Below are 22622 nucleotides of genomic sequence, written 5' to 3' on the forward strand. Positions count from 1 at the left end.
CGTTCATCACACCAGGCAGCCTCCAGGCCCTAAGCTCCCTGCCTCCCAGCCTTTCCAAAGTCCCGAGACATGCGCGCCTTGAACGACCCCGCCTCCCCTGCCCCGGCGCTCCAGCTGGGCCTCCCGGGCTTCTCCTTCGAAGACCTGTACCGCCCCAGTGGCCTGCGCCGGCTGGCGGAGCGCTTCGACGCGCGACTCCAGGGCGAAGCGCCCGACCTGTTCCGGGCATTCGACGCCTACCGCGGGTCCGGCGGCACCAGCCTCTCCGGCCCGGCGGAATCCGAGCTGCTCATCCAGGTGGCCCGCCACGTCTCGCGCTTCATCGCCACGCTCTTCGGCATCACGCCGGAGTCCGAGCGGCTGGCGAGCGACCTGCGCGGCGAGCTGCCCCTCTTCGACTTCAAGCGCGAGTTCATCACGCGCCGCGTCTTCAAGAAGGGCGCGCAGGACCGCCCGACGCTCGCGGAGTTCCCGTCGCTGGACGAGCGCATGCGCCTGCTCATGCGGCTGGGCTTCCCGGACGCGCTCGCGCACGACGACCTGGAGCGGGGCCTCGCGGAGTCCATCCTCACGCTGCTCGATTTGGAGCGGCTCTACTCCGGCAACCTGCCGCCCGCGAGCCAGGAGCGCGCCCCCGCCCTGCGCGAGCGCTGGGCCGCCCTGCGCGCCGCGCTCACCGCCACCCCCGAGGGCCTGGAAGCGTTCGGCTCCAGCCTGGTGACGAAGGGCGACGACGCCGCGGAGCTCCAGGCCGTGCGCGCGCTCTTGTCACTGGCGGACCGGTGGACGTACGCCCGCGCGCTGCACCCGGAGACCAAGCCCCTCTTCCACACCTGGCCCACGCTGCGGCTGCCCAAGCCCTTGGTGTTCGACCAGTTGGTGCAGTTGCAGCGCCCGGACGCCCAGATGGAGGAGAAGACGGAGGGGCTGGAGCACCACCTGCGTCACCGCGACGGCTTCAAGCTCACCGACCGCCGGGGCACCCCGCGCGATGTGATGAACGAGGTGGACTACTGCGTCATCTGCCACGAGCGCCAGAAGGACTCGTGCAGCAAGGGCTTCCCCGCGAAGGATCCGGTGGCGGAGGGGCACTCGTTCAAGAAGAACCCGCTGGGCATCCCGCTCACCGGCTGTCCGCTGGACGAGCGCATCTCCGAAGCCCACGCGCTCAAGCGCGAGGGTGACTCCGTGGCCGCGCTGGCCATGGTGACGCTGGACAACCCCATGTGCGCGGGCACCGGCCACCGCATCTGCAACGACTGCATGAAGGCCTGCATCTTCCAGAAGCAGGAGCCGGTGAACATCCCGCTGGCGGAGACGGCCACGCTCACGGACGTGCTGGACCTGCCCTGGGGCTTTGAAATCCACGGCCTGCTCACGCGCTGGAACCCGCTCAACATCCGCCGCCCGTACGCCCTGCCCTACGTGGGCCGCAACGTGATGGTGGTGGGCCTGGGCCCCGCCGGCTACACGCTGTCGCACTACCTGCTCAACGAGGGCTTCGCCGTCACCGGCGTGGACGGCCTCAAGATTGAACCGTTCCCCGACGAGTTGGTGGGCCGCAACGGCCACGCGCTCCAGCCCATCCGCGACTGGCGCGAGCTGACGCGCGAGCTGGACGAGCGCGTGCTGGAGGGCTTCGGCGGCGTGTCCGAGTACGGAATCACCGTGCGCTGGGACAAGAACTTCCTCACGCTCATCCACCTGACGCTCGCGCGCCGCGAGGGCATGCGCATCCACGGCGGCATCCGCTTCGGCGGCACGCTGACGGTGGAGGACGCATGGGGGTTGGGCTTCGACCACGTGGCCATCGCCGCGGGCGCGGGCCGCCCCACCATCATCGGGATGAAGAACAACCTCATCCGGGGCATCCGCAAGGCGTCCGACTTCCTGATGGCGCTGCAGCTCACGGGCGCCTTCAAGCGCGACTCGCTGGCGAACCTCCAGGTGCAGCTGCCCGCCATCGTCATCGGCGGCGGCCTCACCGGCATCGACACCGCCACGGAGCTGATGGCGTACTACCCGGTGCAGGTGGAGAAGACGCTGGAGCGCCACGAGAAGCTGGTGGCGGACCTGGGTGAGGCCACCGTCCTCGCGCGCCTGGACACGGAAGAGCGCGCCACCTACCAGACCTTCCTGGAGCACGGCCGCGCCATCCGCGCGGAGCGCCAGAAGGCCCACGCGGAGGGCCGCGCTCCGGACTTCATCCACCTGGTGCGCGCATGGGGCGGCGTGAGCCTGGTGTACCGCCGGGGCCTCACGGAGTCCCCCGCCTATCGCCTCAACCACGAAGAGGTGTCCAAGGCGCTGGAGGAGGGCATCCGCTTCATCGAACGGATGAGCCCCACGGAGGCGCTGCCGGACGACACGGGCGCGGTGCGCGCCATCCGCTTCGAGCGCATGGTGACGGTGGACGGCAAGCTCAAGGGGAGCGGCCAGTTCTTCGAGCTGCCCGCGAAGACGGTCTGCGTGGCCGCGGGCACCTCCCCCAACGTCACCTACGAGAAGGAGTACCCGGGCACCTTCCAGCTCGACGAGGCGAAGGAGTACTTCCAGGGCCACGAACTGGTGGCGGACCCGGGCTCGGAAGCCGGCTTCAGGCTCCAGCCCGTGGAGGCCCGGGAGGACCCGGAGGCGAAGGTGGGCTTCTTCACGTCCTACCAGCGCGACGGCCGCTTCGTGTCCTTCTACGGCGACAACCACCCGGCCTACGCGGGCAACGTGGTGAAGGCGATGGCCAGCGCGAAGGACGGCCACCCGCAGGTGGCGCGCCTGTTCGCCAGGGAGGTCGCGGGCCTGGACTTCAACGACACGGCCGCGCAGGCCGCGCGCGAGTCGCAGCGCGCCGCCCACTTCGCGAAGCTGGACGAGGCCTTCCTCGCCACCGTCGTCGGGGTGAACCGGCTCACGCCGACCATCGTGGAGGTGGTGGTGAAGGCGCCCTTCGCCGCCAGCCACTTCTCCCCCGGCCAGTTCTACCGGCTCCAGAACTTCGAGCGGAACGCGCCGCTCGTGGACGGCGTGCGCCTCACCATGGAGGGCCTGGCCCTCACGGGCGCGTGGGTGGACAAGGAGCAGGGGCTGATGGGCACCATCGTGCTGGAGATGGGCTCCTCGTCCCGCCTGTGCGCGGCGCTCAAGCCCGGCGAGCCCGTCGTGCTGATGGGCCCCACGGGCGCGCCCACGGAGCTGGGCCACAACGAGACGGTGGTGCTGGTGGGCGGCGGCCTGGGCAACGCGGTGCTCTTCTCCATCGCGCGCTCGCTCAAGGCCGCGGGCTGCCGCGTGGTGTACTTCGCGGGCTACCGGCTGAAGTCGGACGCGTTCAAGCAGGACGAGATTGAAGCCGGCACCGACCAGGTCATCTGGTCCGTGGACTCAGGAGACCTGCTGGACGTGCACCGCTCCCAGGACGCGGCCTTCCGGGGCAACGTGGTGCAGGCCATGGTGGCGTACGCGGAAGGGAAGCTGGGCGTGAAGCCCGTCATCTCCCTGAGCGAGGTGGACCGCATCATCGCCATCGGCTCGGACCGGATGATGCGCGCGGTGGCGGAGGCGCGGCACGGCGTGCTCCAGCCGTTCCTCAAGCCGGGGCACGAGGCCATCGGGTCCATCAACTCCCCCATGCAGTGCATGATGAAGGAGATCTGCGCCCAGTGCCTCCAGCGGCACGTGGACCCCGTCACCGGCAAGGAGACGTGGGTCTTCTCCTGCTACAACCAGGACCAGCGGTTGGATCACGTGGACTTCGTCAACCTGAACCAGCGCCTGCGCGGCAACACCGTGCTGGAGAAGCAGGGCGACGCCTTCCTCGCGCAGCTCTTGAAGAAGGCGCCCGGGCTCAAGCGCGTGTAGCTACCGCCGCACGCCCGCGAAGGCCTTGAGCATGTCCTGGTAGTTCTTCGTCAGGTCGGCCTCGCGGGACAGCACCACGTCCACGTTGGCGTCGCCAAACTCCCGGCGCGCCTCGGGGAGCTTCTGGAAGGTCTCCACCTGGAGCCGCATGGACTCCACCTGCGGCGCCAGCTCCTTCTGCTGCTCCTCCGGCATGCGGGCCTGGAGCGCCTCCAGCTTCCTGAGCTCCTCCTCGTACTGGAGCGTGCGCCCCATCTGCCGCTGGCTGATGACGGCGGTGACGACCTCGGCGATGCGGTTGACCTCGTCCGTGGACAGCCCCGCCGCCTGGCGCGCGTCGGCCTCCGCCTGCGCCTTGCGCTCGATGAGCTTCAGGCCGCTCCGGGCCTTCTCCATCGCCTGGGGCGTGCCCGCGTCCAGGAGCGGCCCCATGTCCTGCAGGCCGCGCATCAGCGACCCGTAGACCTCCAGCATCTTGCGCTGGTAGCCGACGTACGCCTCCAGCTTCTCCTTCGTCACGGTGTAGGGGCCGGGCGGAGCGTCCTCGGCGCCCTCACCGGCCTCCCCGCCTTCCAGGCGGGCGACCGTCTCCCTGGTGTCACCGTCCCCTCCCGGCCCCCCTTCCGCCGCGTCCTTGCGGCAGCCGGACAGGGCCAGGACGACGGCCAGACACCCCAACAACTTGCGCATGCCACCTCCCGTGAACGCCAGTGGGTGCCCAGTGTATGCTCCGGCTGGCCCCCGCGAACGGAGGTTCCCGAACGCCCGCCATGGGCAGGCTGTTCCGGGCACTGAACATTCGACTCATTACCTTTGACCAACCGGGCCACGGTCATGTACGAACCGCGGTCTTGTCGCGACCGGTGGAGGGACTTTGAGGATTTTCCTGGTAAGGCACGGCGATGCGGACGCAGAGATCCCCGAGGGTCTCGGCGACGAGGCGCGCGCGCTGACCGCGAAGGCCCGTACGAACGTCGCAGCGCATTTTGCGTCGCTGTCGGAGCGCATGGGGCCCATCAGCCTCATCCTCACCAGCCCGCTGGTGCGCACGGTGCAGACGGCGCAGATCCTCTCCTACTCCGTGAAGCATGAAGGCCTCCTGCGCGTGCACCGCTGCCTGCTGCCGGACATGCCGGTGGGCGCGGTGGAGCCCGTGCTCAAGGAGTACTCCGACGAGAACCTCGTCCTGGTGGGCCACCAGCCCTCCATGGGCGCGCTCGCGGCGCACCTGTTGGGGATGCAGTCCTTCCCCAAGCCGGTGAACCCGGGCACGGTCATCGCCATGGAGTGGCCGGACACGCTCACCAGCACGGAAGACCAGGTGCCCGGCGAGAAGGGGGAGAACCCCCCGGCGCAGCACCTCAAGTTCCTGTTCTACGCCGCCCCCGGCCAGCAGGTCCTCGACGTCATCCAGTGACGTCCGGGAGCGCGGCCATGATGGACGAAGCCCGCTACAACTCCCTCGTGGCCGCCGCGTTCAAGCGCATCCTGGCGGCCGCGGACACCTTCGACCCGGACGTGCTGGAAGCCGAAGCCACCGGTGACAAGGTGACGCTCACGGCCGCGTCCGGCGAGAAGTGCATCATCAACACCCAGCGCGCCGTCTGGCAGGTGTGGGTGGCCGGCCAGGGCCAGGGCATCCACTTCAGCCACGACGACGCCACCCGCGCCTGGAAGGACGACAAGGGCAAGGGGCTGGAGCTGTTCGCCTTCGTCTCGGACGTGGTGCGGCACCTCACCGGCGAGCCGCTCGTCTATCCGTCCTGAAGCCAGCCTGAAGAGGCCGTCCTGAAGCCCGTGGCTTGAAGGCCACGGGCTCCCAGGGGTGAGACGGCTCAAACCGTCATCACTTCCTTCTCCTTCTTGGCGACCAGGTCGTCCACCGCCTTGATGCCGGCGTCGGTCGCCTTCTGGACCTCGTCCGTGCGGCGCTTGAGGTCGTCCTCGGTGATCTTCTTGTCCTTCAGCTGAGCCTTGAGGGCCTCGTTCGCGTCGCGGCGGATATTGCGGATGGCGACCTTGTGCTCCTCGCCCTTCTCCTTCACCTGCTTCGCGATCTTCTTGCGCGTCTCCTCGGTGAGGGGCGGGAAGGGCAGGCGGATCATCTCGCCGTCGTTCATCGGGTTGACGTCGAGGTTGGCCTCACGCAGGGCCTTCTCGATGTCCTTCAGCACGCCCTTGTCCCAGGGCTTGATGACGATGAGGCGGGGCTCCGGGGCGCTGATGCTGGCCACGCCATTGAGCGGCGTGGGCGTCCCGTACTGGTTCACCTTGATGCCGTCCAGGATGTTGGTGTTCGCGCGGCCGGTGCGCGCCTTGGCCAGTTCCCGCTTGAGGTCTTCCACCGACTTGTCGATACGGCTCTTCAGATCCGCGGCGTCAGCCATTGTGAGTCTCCTTTCAGAGAAGTGGGGGTGTTGTCAGTCCCGTGCGTGGCGTCCCTAGGCCCAGACCGTCTCGGCCGCGCCGACGACGGTGCCGAACTCGCCGTGGCCCGTGACGGCGCGCTGGATGTTCCCGCGCGTGCCCAGGTCGAACACGATGATGGGCAGCTTGTTGTCCATGCACAGCGAGATGGCCGTGGAGTCCATCACGTTGAGGTTCTGCTTGAGGACGTCCATGTACGTGAGCGTCCGGTAGCGCTTCGCGGTCGGGTCCTTCTTCGGGTCCGCGTTGTAGACGCCGTCCACCTTGGTGGCCTTGAGGATGACCTGCGCGTTGATTTCCATCGCGCGCAGCGACGCGGCCGTGTCGGTGGTGAAGTAGGGGTTGCCCGTGCCCGCGGCGAAGATGACGACGCGGCCCTTCTCCAGGTGCCGCACGGCGCGCCGGCGGATGTAGGGCTCGGCGATCTGCTCCATCTTGATGGCGGACTGCACGCGCGTCTTCAGCCCCTGCTTCTCCAGCGCGTCCTGCAGCGCCATGGAGTTGATGCAGGTGGCGAGCATGCCCATGTAGTCCGCGCTCGCGCGGTCCATGCCCTCCGTGGCGCCCGCGACGCCGCGGAAGATGTTGCCGCCGCCAATCACGAGGGCGATCTCCAGGCCCGTCCGCGACAGCTCGGCCACTTCCTCCGCGATGCGCGTGAGGGTGGGCGGGTGGATGCCGTACTTCCCCTCGCCCATCAGGGCTTCGCCCGACAGTTTGAGGAGGATGCGCTTGTAGGGAGAGGTGGATTCGGACATACGCGACCGCTTCTATCCCCCGCCCCGCGCCCAGGCAACGACGGAAGTCGTGACGCGCGCCGCACCGTCCGATGCCGGGCGGACGGACGCATGGCGGACGGGGCCTGGAATGCCAAGGGCCGCGTTCCCGGCGCCCTTCCTCATGGGAGGAAGAGCCCCAGGCACGCGGCCCGAAGGGGCGCTGCGGTGCGGCGGGAAGGCGCTTTAGGCCTGGCCCAGCGTCTTGGCGACCTCGGCGGCCAGGTCGTCCTTCTTCTTCTCGATGCCCTCACCCACCTCGTAGCGGACGAAGCGGCGCACGGAGACCTTCTCGCCAATCTTGGCGGCGCGCTCGTTGATCATCTCGCCGACCTTCTTCTTGTCGTCCTTCACCCAGAGCTGGTCCACCAGGCAGACGCCCTCGTAGTACTTCTCCATCTTGCCCACGAGGATCTTCTCCAGCATCGCCTCAGGCTTGCCCTGCTGCTTGAGCAGCTCGCGCTGGATCTCCTTCTCCTTGTCCATCGCCTCGGAGGGGACCTCCTCGCGGCGGACGAACTTGGGGTTGGCCGCGGCGATCTGCATCGCCACTTCCTTCGCCAGGTCCTGGAAGTCCGGGTTGCGGGCGACGAAGTCCGTCTCGCAGTTGACCTCCACGATGACGCCGATGCGGCCGCCGTGGATGTAGGAGGTCACGATGCCTTCGGCGGCGACGCGGCCGGCCTTGCCCTCGGCCTTGGAGATGCCCTTCTTGCGCAGCCACTCGGCGGCCTTCTCGAAGTCGCCACCGGACTCGGCCAGCGCCTTCTTGCAGTCCATCATGCCCGCGTTGGTGCGCTCGCGGAGGTCCTTCACCATCTGGGCGGTGATCTCAGCCATGTCGTGTCTCTTTCTTCATCGGCTCCGAGCCCGGCGGCGTGCGCTGGGGGCGGAGGACTGGGTTTCTGGATACTGAAGCCTGGGACGTAGAAAATGGAGACGGCCGGACAGCGGGCCTTGAGAGGTGCCGCCCGGCCGAACTCCGGATACCGCGATGAGGCCGGGCGGTTACTCCGCCGCCGGCGTGGCCTCGCCGCCGCCCTCGGGCGCCTGCTCCGTGGGGGCCGCGGTGGCCTTCATCTCCACGACGGGGCCGCGGCGGTCACCGCCACGGTCACCACCACCCCGGCGGTCGTCACGGCGGTCGCCACGGCGCGGACCCCGGCGGTCGTCACGGCGGTCGCCGCGGTCGTCACGGCCCTCGCGCTCCTCCTGCTCGTCGCGCTCGGCGGCGCCGGACGCACGGTAGCGCGCCGCACCCTCGAGGCACGCGTCCGCGATCTTCGACGTGAAGAGCTTGATGGAGCGGATGGCGTCGTCGTTGCCCGGGATGACGAAGTCGATGCCGTCCGGATCGCAGTTGGTGTCCACCAGGCCGATCACCGGGATGCCCAGGCGGGTGGCCTCGTGGATGGCGATGTGCTCCTTCTTCGGGTCGATGACGAACACGCAGCGGGGCAGCTTGCCCATGTTCTTCACGCCGCCCAGGTTCTTCTCCAGCTTCTCGCGCTCGCGCTCCAGCTGGGCGACTTCCTTCTTGGGCAGCACCTCGAAGGTGCCGTCCTCGGCCATCTTCTCAAGCGTCTTCAGGCGGTCGATGCCCTGCTTGATGGTCTTGAAGTTCGTCAGCGTGCCACCCAGCCAGCGGCTGGTGACGTGGAACTGACCGGCGCGGGCGGCCTCCTCCTGGATGACGTCCTGGGCCTGCTTCTTGGTGCCGACGAAGAGCACGGACCCGCCGCGCGCCGTGATGTCCGCCACGAAGCGGAAGGCCGCGCGGGCCATGGTCACGGTCTTCTGCAGGTCGATGATGTAGATGCCGTTGCGGGCACCGAAGATGTAGGGCTTCATCTTCGGGTTCCAGCGCTTGGTCTGGTGGCCGAAGTGAACGCCGGCCTCGAGGAGCTGGCGCATCGTGATGCCGCTCGCGGCGGCCATCGCCTGGGCCTGCGTCTGCGTATCCTGCTGGGTATCCATGGTGCGTGTACCTTCCGGTTGTTCCGCCACGCGCGTTTGAGAAGCTGCCAGTCCTGGCCCTTCCACCGTGGAGGGGCACCGGGGACCGGTGACACGCGTGTGAGTAGTGGGTGTTGCGGTGTTGCCGACTGCCTCGGGCGGTGAAGCCCGGCCCCTCTACATAACGGGGCGCGGCGTCCTTAGCAGAACGCTCGAGAGGGGCGCAAGCTTCGGCACACCGTCCGTCCGGGTCCCACCGTCCGGAGGCCGCTCCCCTCCCCTCCGGCCAGCCAGGATGACGACCGGCGCGGCCCCCGCTCCCCTTTTCCAGGGAGGGCGACCGCGCCGGAGGGCGCTTCCATCAGGTGTTCAGCGGCCTACGGGTTCGCTTCGTTGGCGCCGTGGCACTTCTTGTACTTGCGGCCGCTGCCGCAGGGGCAGGGCTCGTTGCGGCCCACGGGCTTGGGGCCCGCCGCGGCCTCGCGCTGGGCGACCGGGGTGGCGGTGGCCTCCTCGAGCTTCCCCTCGGCGTCCGCGCGGCCCTCCACGGCCTTCTTCTGCTGCTGGGCCAGCTGGCGCTGGATGCGGGCGGTCTCCTCCGCCGCGTTGGAGGCGGAGCGGGCCTGGACGCGCATCATCTGGCTGACGAACTGCGTCTTGATGGCGTCCAGCATCTGCATGAAGCCCGTGTAGCCTTCCTTCTTGTACTCCTGCTTCGGGTCCTTCTGGCCGTAGCCGCGCAGGCCGATGCCCTGGCGCAGGTGGTCCATGGCCAGCAGGTGGTCCTTCCACAGCTGGTCGATGGTGGCCAGGTACCGGTACTGCAGGAAGCGCATGAAGTCTTCGCCGAACTCCTGCTCGCGGGCGGTGAAGACCTTCTCCGCCGCCGCGTAGATCTGCTCCTGGAGCTCGTCCCGGTTGCCCACGCCCTCGAAGGCCATCTCCAGGTTGAGCGACTCCTTCACGGAGTTGGACAGCGAGGCGATGTCCCAGGTGTCGGAGCTGCGCGTGGGGGCGTAGGTGTCCGTCATGGACACGACGACGTCCTCCACCGCGTCCAGCACCATCTCCCGGAAGTCCGCCCAGGAGATGACGCGCTCGGAGCGCGTCTTCACGCGCGTCTTCACGTCCTCCTCGTACTCCACGAGGGGGATGCCCGCGCCCGACGCGAGCACCTGGCGGCGCAGCTTGTAGATGGTGCGCCGCTGCTGGTTCATCACGTCGTCGTACTCGAGCAGGTTCTTGCGGATGTCGAAGTTGTGGCCTTCGACCCGCTTCTGCGCGCTCTCGATGGCGCGCGAGAGCCAGATGTGCTCGATGACCTCGCCCTCCTCCATGCCCAGGCGCTCCATCAGCATCTGGATGCGCTCGGACCCGAAGATGCGCATCAGGTCGTCTTCGAGGGACAGGAAGAAGCGGCTGGCGCCCGGGTCACCCTGGCGGCCGGCGCGGCCACGCAGCTGGTTGTCCACGCGGCGGGACTCGTGGCGCTCCGTGCCGATGATGAAGAGGCCGCCGGCGGCCATGACCTCTTCACGCTCGCGCTTGGTGAGCTCCTCGTTGTTGGCCTTCACCGCCGCGAAGCGCTTCTCGTAGTCCGCCAGGGCCGCCTGGTAGGCGGTGAGGTCCAGCGGCTGACCGTCCACGGCTTCCGGCGGCTCCGGCGGCGGGCCCATCTCGCCCTTGGTCATGACCTCCGCGTTGCCGCCCAGGAGGATGTCCGTGCCGCGGCCGGCCATGTTGGTGGAGATGGTGACCGCGCCCTTGCGGCCCGCCTGCGCGACGATGTCCGCCTCGCGCTGGTGCGCCTTGGCGTTGAGGACGCTGTGGGGCACGCCGCGCTTCTTGAGGAAGTTGGACACCACCTCGCTCTTGGCGATGGACACCGTGCCCACGAGCACCGGCTGACCGGCCTTGTGCAGCTCCTCAATCTGGGCGGCGACGGCCTCGAACTTCTCGCGCTCCGTCTTGTAGACCACGTCCTGGTCGTCGCGGCGCTGCGGCGGCCGGTTGGTCGGGATGACGCGCACGTCCAGGTTGTAGATCTTCGCGAACTCTTCGGCTTCCGTGTCCGCGGTGCCCGTCATGCCGGACAGCTTGGAGTACATGCGGAAGTAGTTCTGGAACGAGACCGTGGCGAGCGTCTGGTTCTCGTTCTCGATCTTCACGCCCTCCTTGGCCTCGATGGCCTGGTGGAGGCCGTCGGACCAGCGGCGGCCCTGCATGAGGCGGCCGGTGAACTCGTCGACGATCTGCACCTCGCCGTCCTTCACCACGTAGTCCTTGTCGCGCTTGTAGAGCGTGTGCGCGCGCAGGGCCTGCTCGACGTGGTGGAGCGTTTCAATCTCGCCCGGGTCGTAGAGGTTGCCGACGTTGAGGCGCTTCTGGAGCTTGTCGATGCCGTCGTCGGTGAGGGCCACCGAGCGGTGCTTCTCATCCAGGGTGTAGTCCTGGTCCGGCACGAGGCCCGGGATGACCTGATCCACCCGGTAGTACTTGTCGGTGCTGTCCTCGGTGGGGCCGGAGATGATGAGCGGCGTGCGGGCCTCGTCGATGAGGATGGAGTCCACCTCGTCGACGATGGCGTAGTTGAGCTCGCGCTGGACGTAATCCTGCAGACGGAACTTCATGTTGTCGCGCAGGTAGTCGAAGCCGAACTCGTTGTTCTGGCCGTACGTGATGTCCGAGCGGTACGCCTCCTGGCGCTGCTTGTCGGACAGCTCGTGGAGCACGCAGCCCGTCGTCATGCCCAGGAACTTGTAGACGCGGCCCATCCACTCCGCGTCGCGGCGGGCGAGGTAGTCGTTCACGGTGACGACGTGAACGCCGCGGCCGGACAGGGCGTTGAGGTAGGAGGGCAGCGTCGCGGTGAGCGTCTTGCCTTCACCGGTGCGCATCTCCGCGATGCAGCCCTCGTGCAGGAACATGCCGCCGATGAGCTGCACGTCGTAGTGGCGCTGGCCGATGACGCGGCTCGCCGCTTCACGGGTGAGGGCGAAGGCCTCGAACAAAAGGTCGTCGAGCGGCTTGCCGTTCGCGATCTCCTGCTTCATCCGGGCGGTTTCGCGCGCGAAATCCTCGTCCTGGAGGGCTTTCATCCTGCCCTCCAGTTCGTTGATGCGGGCGACCTTCAGGCGGGCTTTCTTGAGCTCGCGCTCATTCTTGGTCCCGATGAGCTTCTTTAGCGTCCATTCAATCATGTTGGCTCTCTCGCCGGAGGATCCTCGAAGGAGCGCGGCGAGTGAAGGGAATTCCCAGGAGATGTAAGGGAGAACCAGACCAAAACCACGCGCGCCCCCCGAAACTTCCTCTCGGCTGGCCGCCCGGCGCGCGGTGGCCCACAGTAAAGCGGAACCGAGTCCACGCAATGTCCCCTAAGCAGATTCACCGTCCCCGCGCCGCGAAGACTTCTTCCGGCCGCTCCTCCCCGGGCCCCGGCCGGCCAGGCGCCCCCTCCCGGCCCGGCAAGCCCGCTCGCGCGGGTTCTCCCTCTCACGGCAAGGGGGGCCCGAAGCCCGGCCTCCGCACAGGCGGCAAGCCTGGCCCCAAGTCCGGCGGCAAGCCCAGCGGCAAGCCCGCCCCCACGCCCCGTGCCGGTGGCCCCGGACGCTCCGCCCCGGCCCCCATCGCCTCACCCGCGCCGCGCATCCCACCTCGGGCGCGCGTGCCTTCCATGCCCGCACACACGCTGGCGGCCCAACCTGGCCGGTGGCTGTGGACGTGCCGGGAGGGCTTCGAGGCGCACCTCTTCGAGGAGCTGACCTGGGCGGGAGCGGGTCCCCGCCTCCTGGGTCCGGCCCTGGTGGAGTCCGAGCAACGCCCTGATGTCCCTCCCGCCTTCGGCCGGGCGGTGGAGAGGGTCGTCGCCACCTGGGCGCCTCCGGGTGGAGCCCAGGTGCCGGTGGAGGACATCCGGGCGGCGATGTCCGGGCTGCCCTCTCGCGTGCCCTGGCTCGTGCGGGCCTACACGCCGGACAGCGCGAAGGGCAACACGCAGGCGGGCCGCGCGGAGGCGCTGGAGGCGGCGGTGCGCGCCGCCCTCCCCGAGGGACGCGTCCTGGAGGACGACGGACGGGCTCGCGAGGCGGGGGCCCTGCTGGTGGGCCTGTGCGTCGCTCCGGACGGCGTGCTGAGCCTGGGCGCGGTGAGCGCCCGTGAGGCCCTGTCGCTCGCGCCGGGCGGGCGGCGGCGGATGAAGCGCGCGGGCGAGTCCCCTTCCCGCGCGGCGATGAAGCTGGAGGAGGCGCTGGACGGGCTGGCGCACGAGCCCGGGCGCGGCGACGTCTGCGTGGACCTGGGCGCGGCGCCGGGCGGCTGGACGCAGCGGCTGGTGGCCCGAGGGGCGCGGGTGGTGGCGGTGGACCCGGCGAAGCTGATGCCGGAGCTGGCGAAGAACCCGCGCGTCCAGCACGTGCAGGAGAGCGCCTTCGCCTACGCCCCGGAGGAGTCCGCGGACTGGCTCTTCTGCGACATGGCGTGGCGGCCCCTGGAGGTGGCGCAGCTCTTGGCCAAGTGGGGCCGGCGCCGCTGGGCGCGCAACCTGGTGGCCAACATCAAGCTGCCCATGAAGGACAAGAACCCGCTGCTCCTGCGGGTGCGTCAGACCCTCGTGGAGGACGGGGGCTGGGAGGGCCTCACCGTCCGCCAGCTCTACCATGACCGGGACGAGGTCACCGTGACGGCGCACCGCATGCGCTGAGGGCAGCGGAGCGGGCGCGGGCAAGAAGCTTTCCTGCGCCCCGGGCCGGTCCGCGCTACACACGCGGACACGATGCCCTACGCACTCGACGACGCCACCGCCACCGCCCTCGTCGCCCTCCACCCCCGGGCCGCGCGCCCGGGGCACGCCCAGGAGGCGCCCCAGGCCGCCGCCCAGGAGCTCATCGCCGCCGAGCAGCGCCGGCGAGGCCAGCCGGACGCCACCGGCGCCATGCACGTGCTGGCGCTCACGCAGGGCACGCTCCTCAAGGAGGAGTTCGACCTGTCCACGCACGCGCACCACGACGGCTGGCGCGTGGGCGCGCTGATGGTGGACGTGAAGGAGATGATCCACTTCAACGCGCGCTTCGGGTTCCCCGCCGGGGACGCGCTGCTCAAGGGCGTCGTGGCGTCGCTTTCCGCGCAGTACCCGGGCGCGCGCATCGTGCGCTTCCAGCCGGACGGCTTCGCGGTGCTGCTGCTGCCCACCTCCCAGCTCACCGTGCGCGAGGACAGCGCGGAGGCGACGCGCGCGAAGCTGGCGGAGGGCCTGCGCCCCGCGCTGCCTCCGGGAGCCTCCGACACCGACGTGCCGGGCTTCACCGTGGCGCTGCTGGAGCTGACGGTGCACCAGCCGTCACACTGGCAGGTGCTGGGGCCGCTCCTGTGGGCGGAGGTGGAGCGGGCCTACATCATGGAGCGCACCGGGCGGACGCACGGCCTGCAGCGGCGGCGCCTGCGCCTGGACGCGTTCCTTCCGGAGCCGGAAGGAACCTGAGGACTACTCCTCCAGGATGAACTTGCGCGGGTTCTGCGGCACGCCGTTCACGCGCACTTCGTAGTGCAGGTGCGGGCCGGTGGAGCGGCCGGTGTTGCCCACCGCCGCGATGGGCGAGCCGCGCTTCACCCGGTCCCCGGCCTTCACGAGGATCTTGGACAGGTGGCCGTAGCGCGTCTTGATGCCGTAGCCGTGGTCGATGACGAGCACGTTGCCGTAGCCGCCCTCCAGCCCCGCGAACACCACCGTGCCGTCAGACGGCGCGGTGACCTCCTTGCCGTGCGGCGCCGCGATGTCCAGACCCGCATGCGTCACGCGGTCCGCCGTGTACGGGTCCAGGCGCTGACCGAAATCGCTGGTCACCCAGCCGCGCGCCGGCCACACCGACGGCGTGGAGGCCAACAGTGACTTCTGGTCCTGGAAGTAGGCCTGCAGGTCCTGGAGGCTCAGCTCCTGGCGGGTCGCCTCCGCGGAGAGCCGGTCCAGCCGGCCCAGCATCATCTTGGGCGTGTCCGTGGTGGTCAGCTGGGTGAACTGCGTGTCCGTCGTGGGCGCCGTGGTGCCGGTCTCCGGCTCCGTGGGGCCCATGGCCAGGTTGCGCTGCGGGTCGGACAGCAACGTCACCGCGCGCAGCTTCTGGTCGAAACGCTCCACGCGGTCCAGCGTCGAACCGATGTGCTCGATGCGCTCGCGCACCGACTTGAGCTGCGAGCGCAGCGTGAGGTTCTCCTCACGCAGGATGCGGTTCTCCGACGCGTCCGCCGCCACCTGCAGGTAGTGGATGCTCGCACCGGCGCCCAGGCCCGCCACCAGCATCAGGCCCATGCCCACCTGAACCAACCAGGAGCGCTGGATGGTGTAGCGCTTCACCGGAGCGTCGTGGTCCGGGATGACCATCAGCGTGAAGGACTTTTTGGCCACGGACCACTCCTGGGGAAACTCTTTCGCAACGTGGGACTTCCGGCGCCAGAAGCTAAGTCGCTCCCCGCGCTCGCAACACCTCCCCCACCCGCCGCCCCTCCCGCACCGTCACCCACTGGCGATTCTCAGTGGATGGAAAGGTTGGGGCAGCTATCATCCGCATTTGAAGAGTGTCAAGGTCAACAGACTCCGGGGCGCGCCCCAATCGCGCCCCGAGTCCGGCCCTCTTCAGCCACCCTGCATGCGCACGACGATGACGCTGATGTTGTCGTCGCCGCCGCGCTCATTGGCCAGGTCGATGAGGTGCTTGGGCACCTCCTCCAGGCTCGCGTGGCGCGCGACGGCGTCGTGGATCTCCCGGTCCTCCAGCATGTTGGCGAGACCGTCCGAGCAGAGCAGGAACACGTCACCGGGCTCGGACACGAGCCCCATGACATCCACCTGGACCTCCTCCTCGAAGCCGACGGAGCGGGTGATGATGTTCTTGTACCGGGAGTGCTTGGCCTCTTCCGGTGTGATCATCCCCGCTTTTATCTGCTCGTTGACCAGCGAGTGGTCCTCGGAGATCTGCTGGATGAGGTCCCCGCGGATGAGGTACGCGCGACTGTCGCCCACGTGGGCGAAGAAGGCGTGCTCGTCGCGGACCACCAGGGAGATGACGGTCGTGCCCATGCCGGACAGGCGCGCGTCATCCTGGGCGGTGAGGTAGATGGCCTGACAGGCCTTCTCCACCGCGCCCCGGAGCGCTTCCGGAATGGGCGAATCCTGGAGGTTGGGAACGCTGACGAAGGGGTTGTCCCGCCCTTCACGCGCGCGCCGCAGTTCCTTGTCGATGGTCTCGACGGCGATGCGCGACGCGGTACCACCACCCGCGTGCCCACCCATGCCGTCCGCCACGACGTAGAGCTGGAGCTCATCGTCAATGAGGAAGCTGTCCTCGTTGTGATTGCGCTTGCGCCCGACGTCCGTCAGGCCAGCGGAGATGACTTTATGGCGGGGGGCCGCGGTCTGCCCTGCGGTGCTGGACACGCGCCGGATGCTATGTGAGCCCATAAGTGGGGGCAAGGACGCGCACGAAAACTCCCGGTGCGTCATGCCCCTCCCCCTGGGTCACCCCTACCTTGTAGGCCCCCATTTCAGGCCGTCCGGCGCAGCCGGCCCCGGGGGGTGTTGCCTTCCGGACCGGATTCCCGGCGCGCGCGGGGCGCGGCCCGGTGGGCCGAGCGCACCAGCGCCTCCGCCGCGCCCAGCGCCTCGCGAGTCACCTCCACGCCCGACATCATGCGCGCCAGCTCCTGGGTGCGCTCGGCGCCCGCCGAGAGGGGCAGCACCTGGGACACGGTGCGCTCGCCCTTCACGCTCTTCTTGATGAGCAGGTGCGCGTCCGCGTAGGCGGCCACCTGGGGCAGGTGCGTGATGCACAGCACCTGGCGGTGGGAGCTGACCTCACGAATCATCCGGCCCACCACGTCCGCGATGGCGCCGCTGACGCCCGCGTCCGCCTCATCCAGGATGTAGCAGCCGCACGCGTCACTGTCCGCCAGTGCACGTTTGAGCGCGAGCAACAGCCGGCTCGCCTCACCCCCCGAGGCCACCTTGGCCAGGGGCCGCGCCGGCTCACCCGGGTTGGCGCTGAAGAAGAACTCCACCTCATCCAGGCCGTCTGGACGCAGCGCCTCCCCGGCGGTGACGCGCACCTCGAAGGCGGCCTTGCCCATGGCCAGCCCGCCCAGGCCGTCACGCACCTGCTGGGAGAAGGCCCCGGCGGACGTCTTGCGCGCGCGGGACAGCGTCAGCGCCGCCTTGCGCGCCCGCTCCTCCACCCGCTTCCGCTCCTGGTTCAGCTCCTCCAGGATTTCGCGCCGGTTCTCCAGCGTGCCCAGCTCCGTCTCCAGCTCGTCGCGCTTCTTGAGGACGCCGTCCAGCGTCGCGCCGTGCTTGCGGCACAGCCGCTTGAGCGCGTCCAGCCGCTCCTCCACCTCGCCCAGCCGCCCGGGGTCGGACTCCAGCCCCTCCACGTAGCGGTTGAGCAGGCGCGCGGCCTCCTCCAGCTCCGACAGCGCCGTGGAGAGCGACTGCGCCACCGGCTGAAGCGTCGCGTCGCACTTGACGCCCTCGTGCACGAGCCCCAGCGCGCGCCCGACAATCTCCACCGCGGACGGCGCTTCGCCCGACACCAGCAGCTCGGCCTCCGCGCCCTGACGCTTGAGCTTCTGCGCGCTGCCCAGCCGCCGGCGCTCCGCGTCCAGCTTCACGTCCTCGCCGGACTCCGGATCCAGGCGCGTGATTTCGTCCAGCTGGAAGCGCAGGAACTCCGCGCGTTCGCGCACCTTGGCGTCGTCGCCGCCCAGCGCGTCCATGCGCGAATCCACTTCGCGCAGGTTCGCCCACTCGCGGCCGTACGCGGCCAGCGTCTCCTCCAGGCCGCCGTACTTGTCCAGGAGCACCCGGTGCAGCCCGGAGTCGAAGAGGCTCACGTGCTCATGCTGGCCGGCGATGTCCACCGCGCCCCGCGTGAGCTTGCCCAGCACGCCCAGCGTCACCAGCGCGCCGTTGACGTAGACCTTGCCGCGCCCGGTGCGCCCGAGCACGCGGCGCACGAGCACCTCCTCGCCCAGGTCCGGGAGGCCCAGTTCCTCCAGGCGCGCGGCCAGCACCGGGGTCCGGGCGAACACGCCCTCCACCGCCGCGTCCTCGCAGCCCGCACGGATGACGTCCGCATCCGCCCTGCCCCCGAGCAGCAGGCCCAGCGCGTCCACCAGGATGGACTTGCCGGCGCCCGTCTCACCCGTGAGGACGGTGAGGCCCGCGCCGAACGCGACCTCCACCTCCTCAATCACCGCTACGTTCGAAATCCGAAGACCCAGCAGCAAGCGCGCCCTCCGCGGTCCGTACGACGACCCCAACACCTGAACACCCTAGCAGGTCTTGCTGACACTGCACAGGTGTTCGGGTCGTGCGGACGGTGGGAGGGCGAGTGGGAGGGCGTGGCCTGTTGGCGCCACAACCATCTCCCTCGCTTCAGGCCGGCATCAGATTTCGGTGAACAGCTCCTGGATGTCCTGTTCGGTAAGGGTGCGGCCCATGTCGTCCCCCTCCGCGCCCAGCACGCCGGCGGCGAGTTCTCGCTTGCGGCGCTGGAGGCTGAGGATCTTCTCCTCCACCGTGCCGCGGGTGATCAGCTTGTAGCTGATGACCGCGCGCGTCTGGCCGATGCGGTGCGTACGGTCCGTGGCCTGGTCCTCCACTGCGGGGTTCCACCACGGGTCGAAGTGGATGACGTAGTCCGCGGCGGTGAGGTTCAAGCCGGTGCCGCCCGCCTTGAGGCTGATGAAGAAGAGCGGCGGGCCGTCAGGGCGGTTGTACTCGTCCACCTTGCCCATGCGGTCCTTGGTGCGGCCGTCCAGGTAGAGGTAGCGCAGGCCCTTCTTGTCCGCCTCCTGCTTCAGGAGCTCCAGCATCTCCGTGAACTGGCTGAAGACGAGGGCGCGGTGGCCCTCGGAGACCAGGTCGTCCACCAGCTGCATGAAGCGCTCGAGCTTCGCGCTGGACGGCAGGAGCGTGCCGGGCGGCATCTTGAGCAGACGCGGATCGCAGCAGACCTGACGCAGGCGCATCAGCGCGGCGAGGATGGAGACGCGGCTGCGCTTGAAGCCCACCTTCTCGATGGACTCGTTCACCTTGCGGCGGCTCTCCTCCAGCACCTCGCGGTAGAGCGCGGCCTGGCCGGGCTCCATCTCGCACCACGCGACGCTCTCCGTCTTCGGCGGCAGGTCCTTGGCCACCTCCGTCTTGAGGCGGCGCATGATGAAGGGCTGGATGCGGCGGCGCAGCCGGTCCTTCGCGGTGGCGTCGTTGGCCACCTGGATGGGCTGCTCGTAGCGGTCGCTGAAGCCTTCCGCGCTGCCCAGGAAGCCGGGCATCAGGAAGTCGAAGATGCTCCAGAGCTCCGACAGGCGGTTCTCCAGCGGCGTACCGGTGAGCGCCAGGCGCGTCTCGCTGGGCAGCGACTTGCACGCCTGCGCGGTGGCGCTGTCCGCGTTCTTGATGTTCTGCGCCTCGTCCAGGATGACGTAGCGGAAGCCCACCTGGGACAGCTGCTCCAGGTCGCGGCGCACCAGCGCGTACGACGTGAGCACCAGGTCCATGCCCTTCAGGTCCTCCGCGCGCTCGCGGCGGTCCTGCCCGTGCCACACCATGGCCTTGAGGCCCGGCGTGAAGCGCTCCGCCTCGCGCTCCCAGTTGGCGAGCACGCTCGTGGGCGCGACCACCAGGGAAGGCTTGCGGCCCTCGTCGTTGGCCACCTTCTGCATCAGGCTCAGGGACTGGATGGTCTTTCCCAGACCCATGTCGTCCGCGAGGATGCCGGACAGGCCGTGGCGGCGCAGGAACCAGAGCCAGGACAGGCCCGCCTCCTGGTAGTGGCGCAGCGTGGCCTGCAGGCCCTCCGGCACGGCCACCTTCGGCACGCCCGCGGATTCACGCAGCGCGAGCATGGCCTGACGGGCCTTGGCCTCCACCTCGGTGAACTCGCCCAGGTCCGCGAGCAGGTCCAGGGCGACGGCCTGGTGCAGCGGCAGCCGCGTGCGCGTGCGGCCCGGCATGGCGCCGGCCTCCTCCAGGAGGTCCGCCACGCGCTTGATCTCCGCGACGTCCGCCTCCGCGAAGGAGCCGTCCTTCAGCGGCACGAACTTGCGGCCGGAGTCCAGCCACATGCGCACGGCGCCCAGGTCCACGGCCTGGTCGTCGGTGACGAACTCCGCGTCCAGGTCGAACCACTGCACGCCGCTCATGCCCACGCGGATGCGCGGCTTGAGCTTCGGGCGCAGCCGCACCTTGGGCGCCTGCACGCCGTAGCGCTCCCACTCCGCGGGCAGGCTCGCCAGGCCCCGCGCCCAGAACTCCAGGGCCACGTCGCCCGTCGCGTCGAACGCCTGCGCGGCCTGATCGAAGCGCAGCCCCATGTCGAGCAGCAGCTTGCCCGCGGCGCGCTCCACCTCGTCGCGGCGGCGGTACAGCTTGCGCGCGTCCTCGCCCACGCCGCTGGCGTAGCCCAGGTGCGTGGCCGTGGGGGACACCGCCACCGTCGTCTGGCCGTAACGCGCGGCCAGCTGCACCTTCACGCGCTCGGCGGCGCCTTCCAGCGTGAGGACGAAGCGCGGCTCCACCGACTCGTCGACTTCGATGTCGTCCGCCTTCAGCGACATGCGGAAGCGCGGCAGGTGCGCGGCGAAGAACGTCAGCACCCGGTCCAGCTGCCCGGACGGGAAGGCCATGGTCGGCTCCAGCAGCCACTTGCGCAGCAAGCGCGGCGGGAAGTCCGGCTCCACGGCGTGGAGGTTCTGCGCCTGGATGACGTACGTGCGCCGGCCCGCGAGCACGATGACGTCCTTGAGCGGGTAGCCCACGCCGTCCGGGAACAGCAATTCAATCTGCGCGGTGGCGCCATCCGGACGCGACTCCAGATGGATCTGCGGCCGCACGGGCTGCTCCATGTAGACGAGCGGCGTGCCCCGGTAGATGACCCGGCGCTGGCGCAACAGCTCCAGCACCTCGCACAGGTCCTCGTCGGAGAGGACGATGCGCGAGTCGTAGCGGTGCTCATGGCGCGACAGCACCATGAAGATGCGCTCGTCCGCGGGCGCGATGCGGCTGCCCGCCTGGAGCAGGCGCTTCACGTGCACGGGGCCCTTGGTCTGCGCGTCCTGACGGCGCACGTCCACGACCCAGTGGCGGTTGTTGGAGCCGCCCGCCCCCGTGCTCGCGGGGGTGAGCCGGTAGAGGAACTCGTAGTCGGGCAGTGAGGACAGGCCCAGCCAGCTCTCCACCTTGGCGAGCGCGGGCAGGCTGACGCCTTCCATCCCCGGCGCTCCGCCACCGGGAATCTCCTCTTCGTCCGGCCCCATGTCCTCGGGCTCGGGCGGCGGAGGCGGCGGCGCGGCGGCTTTCTGCGGTGGCGGCGGTGGCCGGAAGCGGGCCGCGTAGATGAGTGCCACGGCGACCACGTGCTCGCAATGCGGGCCAGTGGTGTTCCACACCGGGCAGGTGCAGGAGGAAACGACTTTTCCCTCTCCCGGAATCAGGGCGACGTCGTAGCGCTCGCCGGACGGACCCGCGACCTGCGCGCGGATGCGTTCGGGTTCACGCGTGAGGCCGAAGACGCGGCGGCCTTCGGCCACCTCGCGGCCTTTCTTGAACGTGGCGGGCTCGACCTCGGCCTTGAGGGCGCGGAGCCAGAGTCCGTCCTGGGGGGAGAGAGGGTCTCGGGTGTCAGCGGTGGTTTGCACGGCTTGCAAGGGCCCCAGACTCCTTGGTCGGGGGGAACCGCCTCGCTTAACACAGTGAGGGGATCCCCGCGCGTGGGAAAAAATACGGCGTCCGCCAGCCGATGCGGCCGGGCGGCGCGAAGCTGTGAGATCATCAACGTCCGCCATGTCCCGGTCCCGTCCCAGTCCGCCCATCCTCCGGCCGTTGGCCCTGGGACTCCGCGTCCGGGCGCCCGCCAGGCCGGCTGTCACCCGGGCCGGGTACCCTGGGTCCCAGGTCCACCCCGGGTGCCATCCCCCGGGTTGAAAACGCCGCCGTCCCCCTTCCGGAGCTCCACCCCATGTCCCTCGACCCCACGCTCGTCTCCGACCTCCAGGCCGTCCTGCGGGATGTGCCGGACTTCCCCAAGCCCGGCATCGTCTTCAAGGACATCACCCCCATGCTGGCGGACCCGCGCCTGTTCGGCCGGGTGGTCAACGCCATGTCCGCTCCCTTCCGGGGCCAGCACATCACCAAGGTGGTGGGCGTGGAGTCGCGCGGCTTCCTGCTCGGCGCCCCCATCGCGCTGGCGCTGGAGGCGGGCTTCGTGCCGGCGCGCAAGCCCGGCAAGCTGCCGCACAAGCGCATCGTGGAGCGCTATTCGCTGGAGTACGGCGCGGACGGCGTGGAGATGCACGAGGACGCCATCCTCAAGGACGAGCGCGTCCTCGTGGTGGATGACGTGCTCGCCACCGGCGGCACCGCCGACGCCACGGGCCGGCTCGTGAGCCGGCTGGGCGGACAGATTGTAGGCTACTGCTTCCTCATCACGCTCGACTTCCTCGAGGGCGCGAAGCGGCTGGGGCCGGACAAGGTGACGTCCCTCCTGCGCTTCTAGCCTCGAGCCCGGCGCCACTGGATTTCACGTCCGGTTGACGCCCGCGCCGGCCCTGTTTATAAGTTGG

The 22622-nt window shown here is 69.5% G+C and carries 16 protein-coding genes; 6 read left to right on the plus strand and 10 right to left on the minus strand.

Going from position 1 to position 22622, the window contains the following annotated elements:
- The first annotated feature begins 69 nt into the window (after positions 1-69).
- On the plus strand, positions 70-3855 hold the full coding sequence (locus JYJ93_RS31720) for an FAD-dependent oxidoreductase (protein WP_206798292.1): 3786 nt from the start codon (positions 70-72) through the stop codon (positions 3853-3855).
- Here JYJ93_RS31720 and JYJ93_RS31725 read toward each other — a convergent pair whose 3' ends face one another.
- Entirely contained in the window at positions 3856-4545 is a 690-nt protein-coding gene (locus JYJ93_RS31725; RefSeq protein WP_206798293.1) for a hypothetical protein, read from the minus strand.
- 184 nt (positions 4546-4729) lie between these two features.
- On the opposite strand from JYJ93_RS31725, the gene JYJ93_RS31730 reads away from it, so the two are divergent.
- Together JYJ93_RS31730 and cyaY are read left to right on the plus strand one after the other, a co-directional pair.
- Positions 4730-5272, plus strand: coding sequence for a histidine phosphatase family protein (locus JYJ93_RS31730; protein ID WP_206798294.1), 543 nt, complete (start codon positions 4730-4732; stop codon positions 5270-5272).
- Between the two features lie 17 nt (positions 5273-5289).
- Positions 5290-5622, plus strand: coding sequence for an iron donor protein CyaY (gene cyaY / locus JYJ93_RS31735; RefSeq protein WP_206798295.1), 333 nt, complete (start codon positions 5290-5292; stop codon positions 5620-5622).
- Positions 5623-5690: 68 nt separating this feature from the next.
- Here cyaY and frr read toward each other — a convergent pair whose 3' ends face one another.
- The 5 genes from frr to secA form a co-directional block, all read right to left on the minus strand.
- Complete coding sequence (gene frr / locus JYJ93_RS31740; RefSeq protein WP_206798296.1) at positions 5691-6242, minus strand: ribosome recycling factor; 552 nt, start codon at positions 6240-6242, stop codon at positions 5691-5693.
- A 54-nt stretch (positions 6243-6296) separates the two neighbouring features.
- Positions 6297-7040: a UMP kinase gene (pyrH, locus tag JYJ93_RS31745; RefSeq protein ID WP_120551956.1), complete on the minus strand. Its 744-nt coding sequence runs from the start codon at positions 7038-7040 to the stop codon at positions 6297-6299.
- A 204-nt stretch (positions 7041-7244) separates the two neighbouring features.
- The gene (gene tsf / locus JYJ93_RS31750) at positions 7245-7898 is read right to left on the minus strand and encodes a translation elongation factor Ts (RefSeq protein WP_206798297.1); all 654 of its coding nucleotides are present in this window, start codon (positions 7896-7898) and stop codon (positions 7245-7247) included.
- A 168-nt stretch (positions 7899-8066) separates the two neighbouring features.
- Positions 8067-9035, minus strand: coding sequence for a 30S ribosomal protein S2 (gene rpsB, locus JYJ93_RS31755; protein WP_206798298.1), 969 nt, complete (start codon positions 9033-9035; stop codon positions 8067-8069).
- Positions 9036-9391: 356 nt separating this feature from the next.
- Positions 9392-12214: a preprotein translocase subunit SecA gene (gene secA / locus JYJ93_RS31760; protein ID WP_206798299.1), complete on the minus strand. Its 2823-nt coding sequence runs from the start codon at positions 12212-12214 to the stop codon at positions 9392-9394.
- Positions 12215-12687: 473 nt separating this feature from the next.
- Between secA and rlmM the strand changes: the two genes are divergently transcribed.
- Both rlmM and JYJ93_RS31770 read left to right on the plus strand, forming a co-directional pair.
- Positions 12688-13713, plus strand: a complete 1026-nt coding sequence (rlmM, locus tag JYJ93_RS31765; protein ID WP_206798300.1) for a 23S rRNA (cytidine(2498)-2'-O)-methyltransferase RlmM — start codon at positions 12688-12690, stop codon at positions 13711-13713.
- Positions 13714-13785: 72 nt separating this feature from the next.
- On the plus strand, positions 13786-14490 hold the full coding sequence (locus tag JYJ93_RS31770; RefSeq protein ID WP_206798301.1) for a diguanylate cyclase: 705 nt from the start codon (positions 13786-13788) through the stop codon (positions 14488-14490).
- Positions 14491-14493: 3 nt separating this feature from the next.
- Here JYJ93_RS31770 and JYJ93_RS31775 read toward each other — a convergent pair whose 3' ends face one another.
- From JYJ93_RS31775 to JYJ93_RS31790, 4 genes are all read right to left on the minus strand, one after another.
- Entirely contained in the window at positions 14494-15411 is a 918-nt protein-coding gene (locus JYJ93_RS31775; RefSeq protein WP_206798302.1) for a M23 family metallopeptidase, read from the minus strand.
- A 228-nt stretch (positions 15412-15639) separates the two neighbouring features.
- Positions 15640-16440: a Stp1/IreP family PP2C-type Ser/Thr phosphatase gene (locus JYJ93_RS31780; RefSeq protein ID WP_120590832.1), complete on the minus strand. Its 801-nt coding sequence runs from the start codon at positions 16438-16440 to the stop codon at positions 15640-15642.
- Between the two features lie 107 nt (positions 16441-16547).
- The gene (gene recN / locus JYJ93_RS31785; RefSeq protein ID WP_206798303.1) at positions 16548-18284 is read right to left on the minus strand and encodes a DNA repair protein RecN; all 1737 of its coding nucleotides are present in this window, start codon (positions 18282-18284) and stop codon (positions 16548-16550) included.
- 159 nt (positions 18285-18443) lie between these two features.
- A complete protein-coding gene (locus tag JYJ93_RS31790) occupies positions 18444-21707 on the minus strand; it encodes an SNF2-related protein (protein WP_242544000.1) in 3264 nt (1087 codons plus the stop codon).
- Between the two features lie 311 nt (positions 21708-22018).
- Between JYJ93_RS31790 and JYJ93_RS31795 the strand changes: the two genes are divergently transcribed.
- Positions 22019-22555, plus strand: a complete 537-nt coding sequence (locus JYJ93_RS31795) for an adenine phosphoribosyltransferase (RefSeq protein ID WP_206798304.1) — start codon at positions 22019-22021, stop codon at positions 22553-22555.
- The last annotated feature ends 67 nt before the right edge of the window (positions 22556-22622 follow it).

Source organism: Corallococcus sp. NCSPR001 (genome assembly GCF_017309135.1).
Lineage (GTDB): Bacteria > Myxococcota > Myxococcia > Myxococcales > Myxococcaceae > Corallococcus.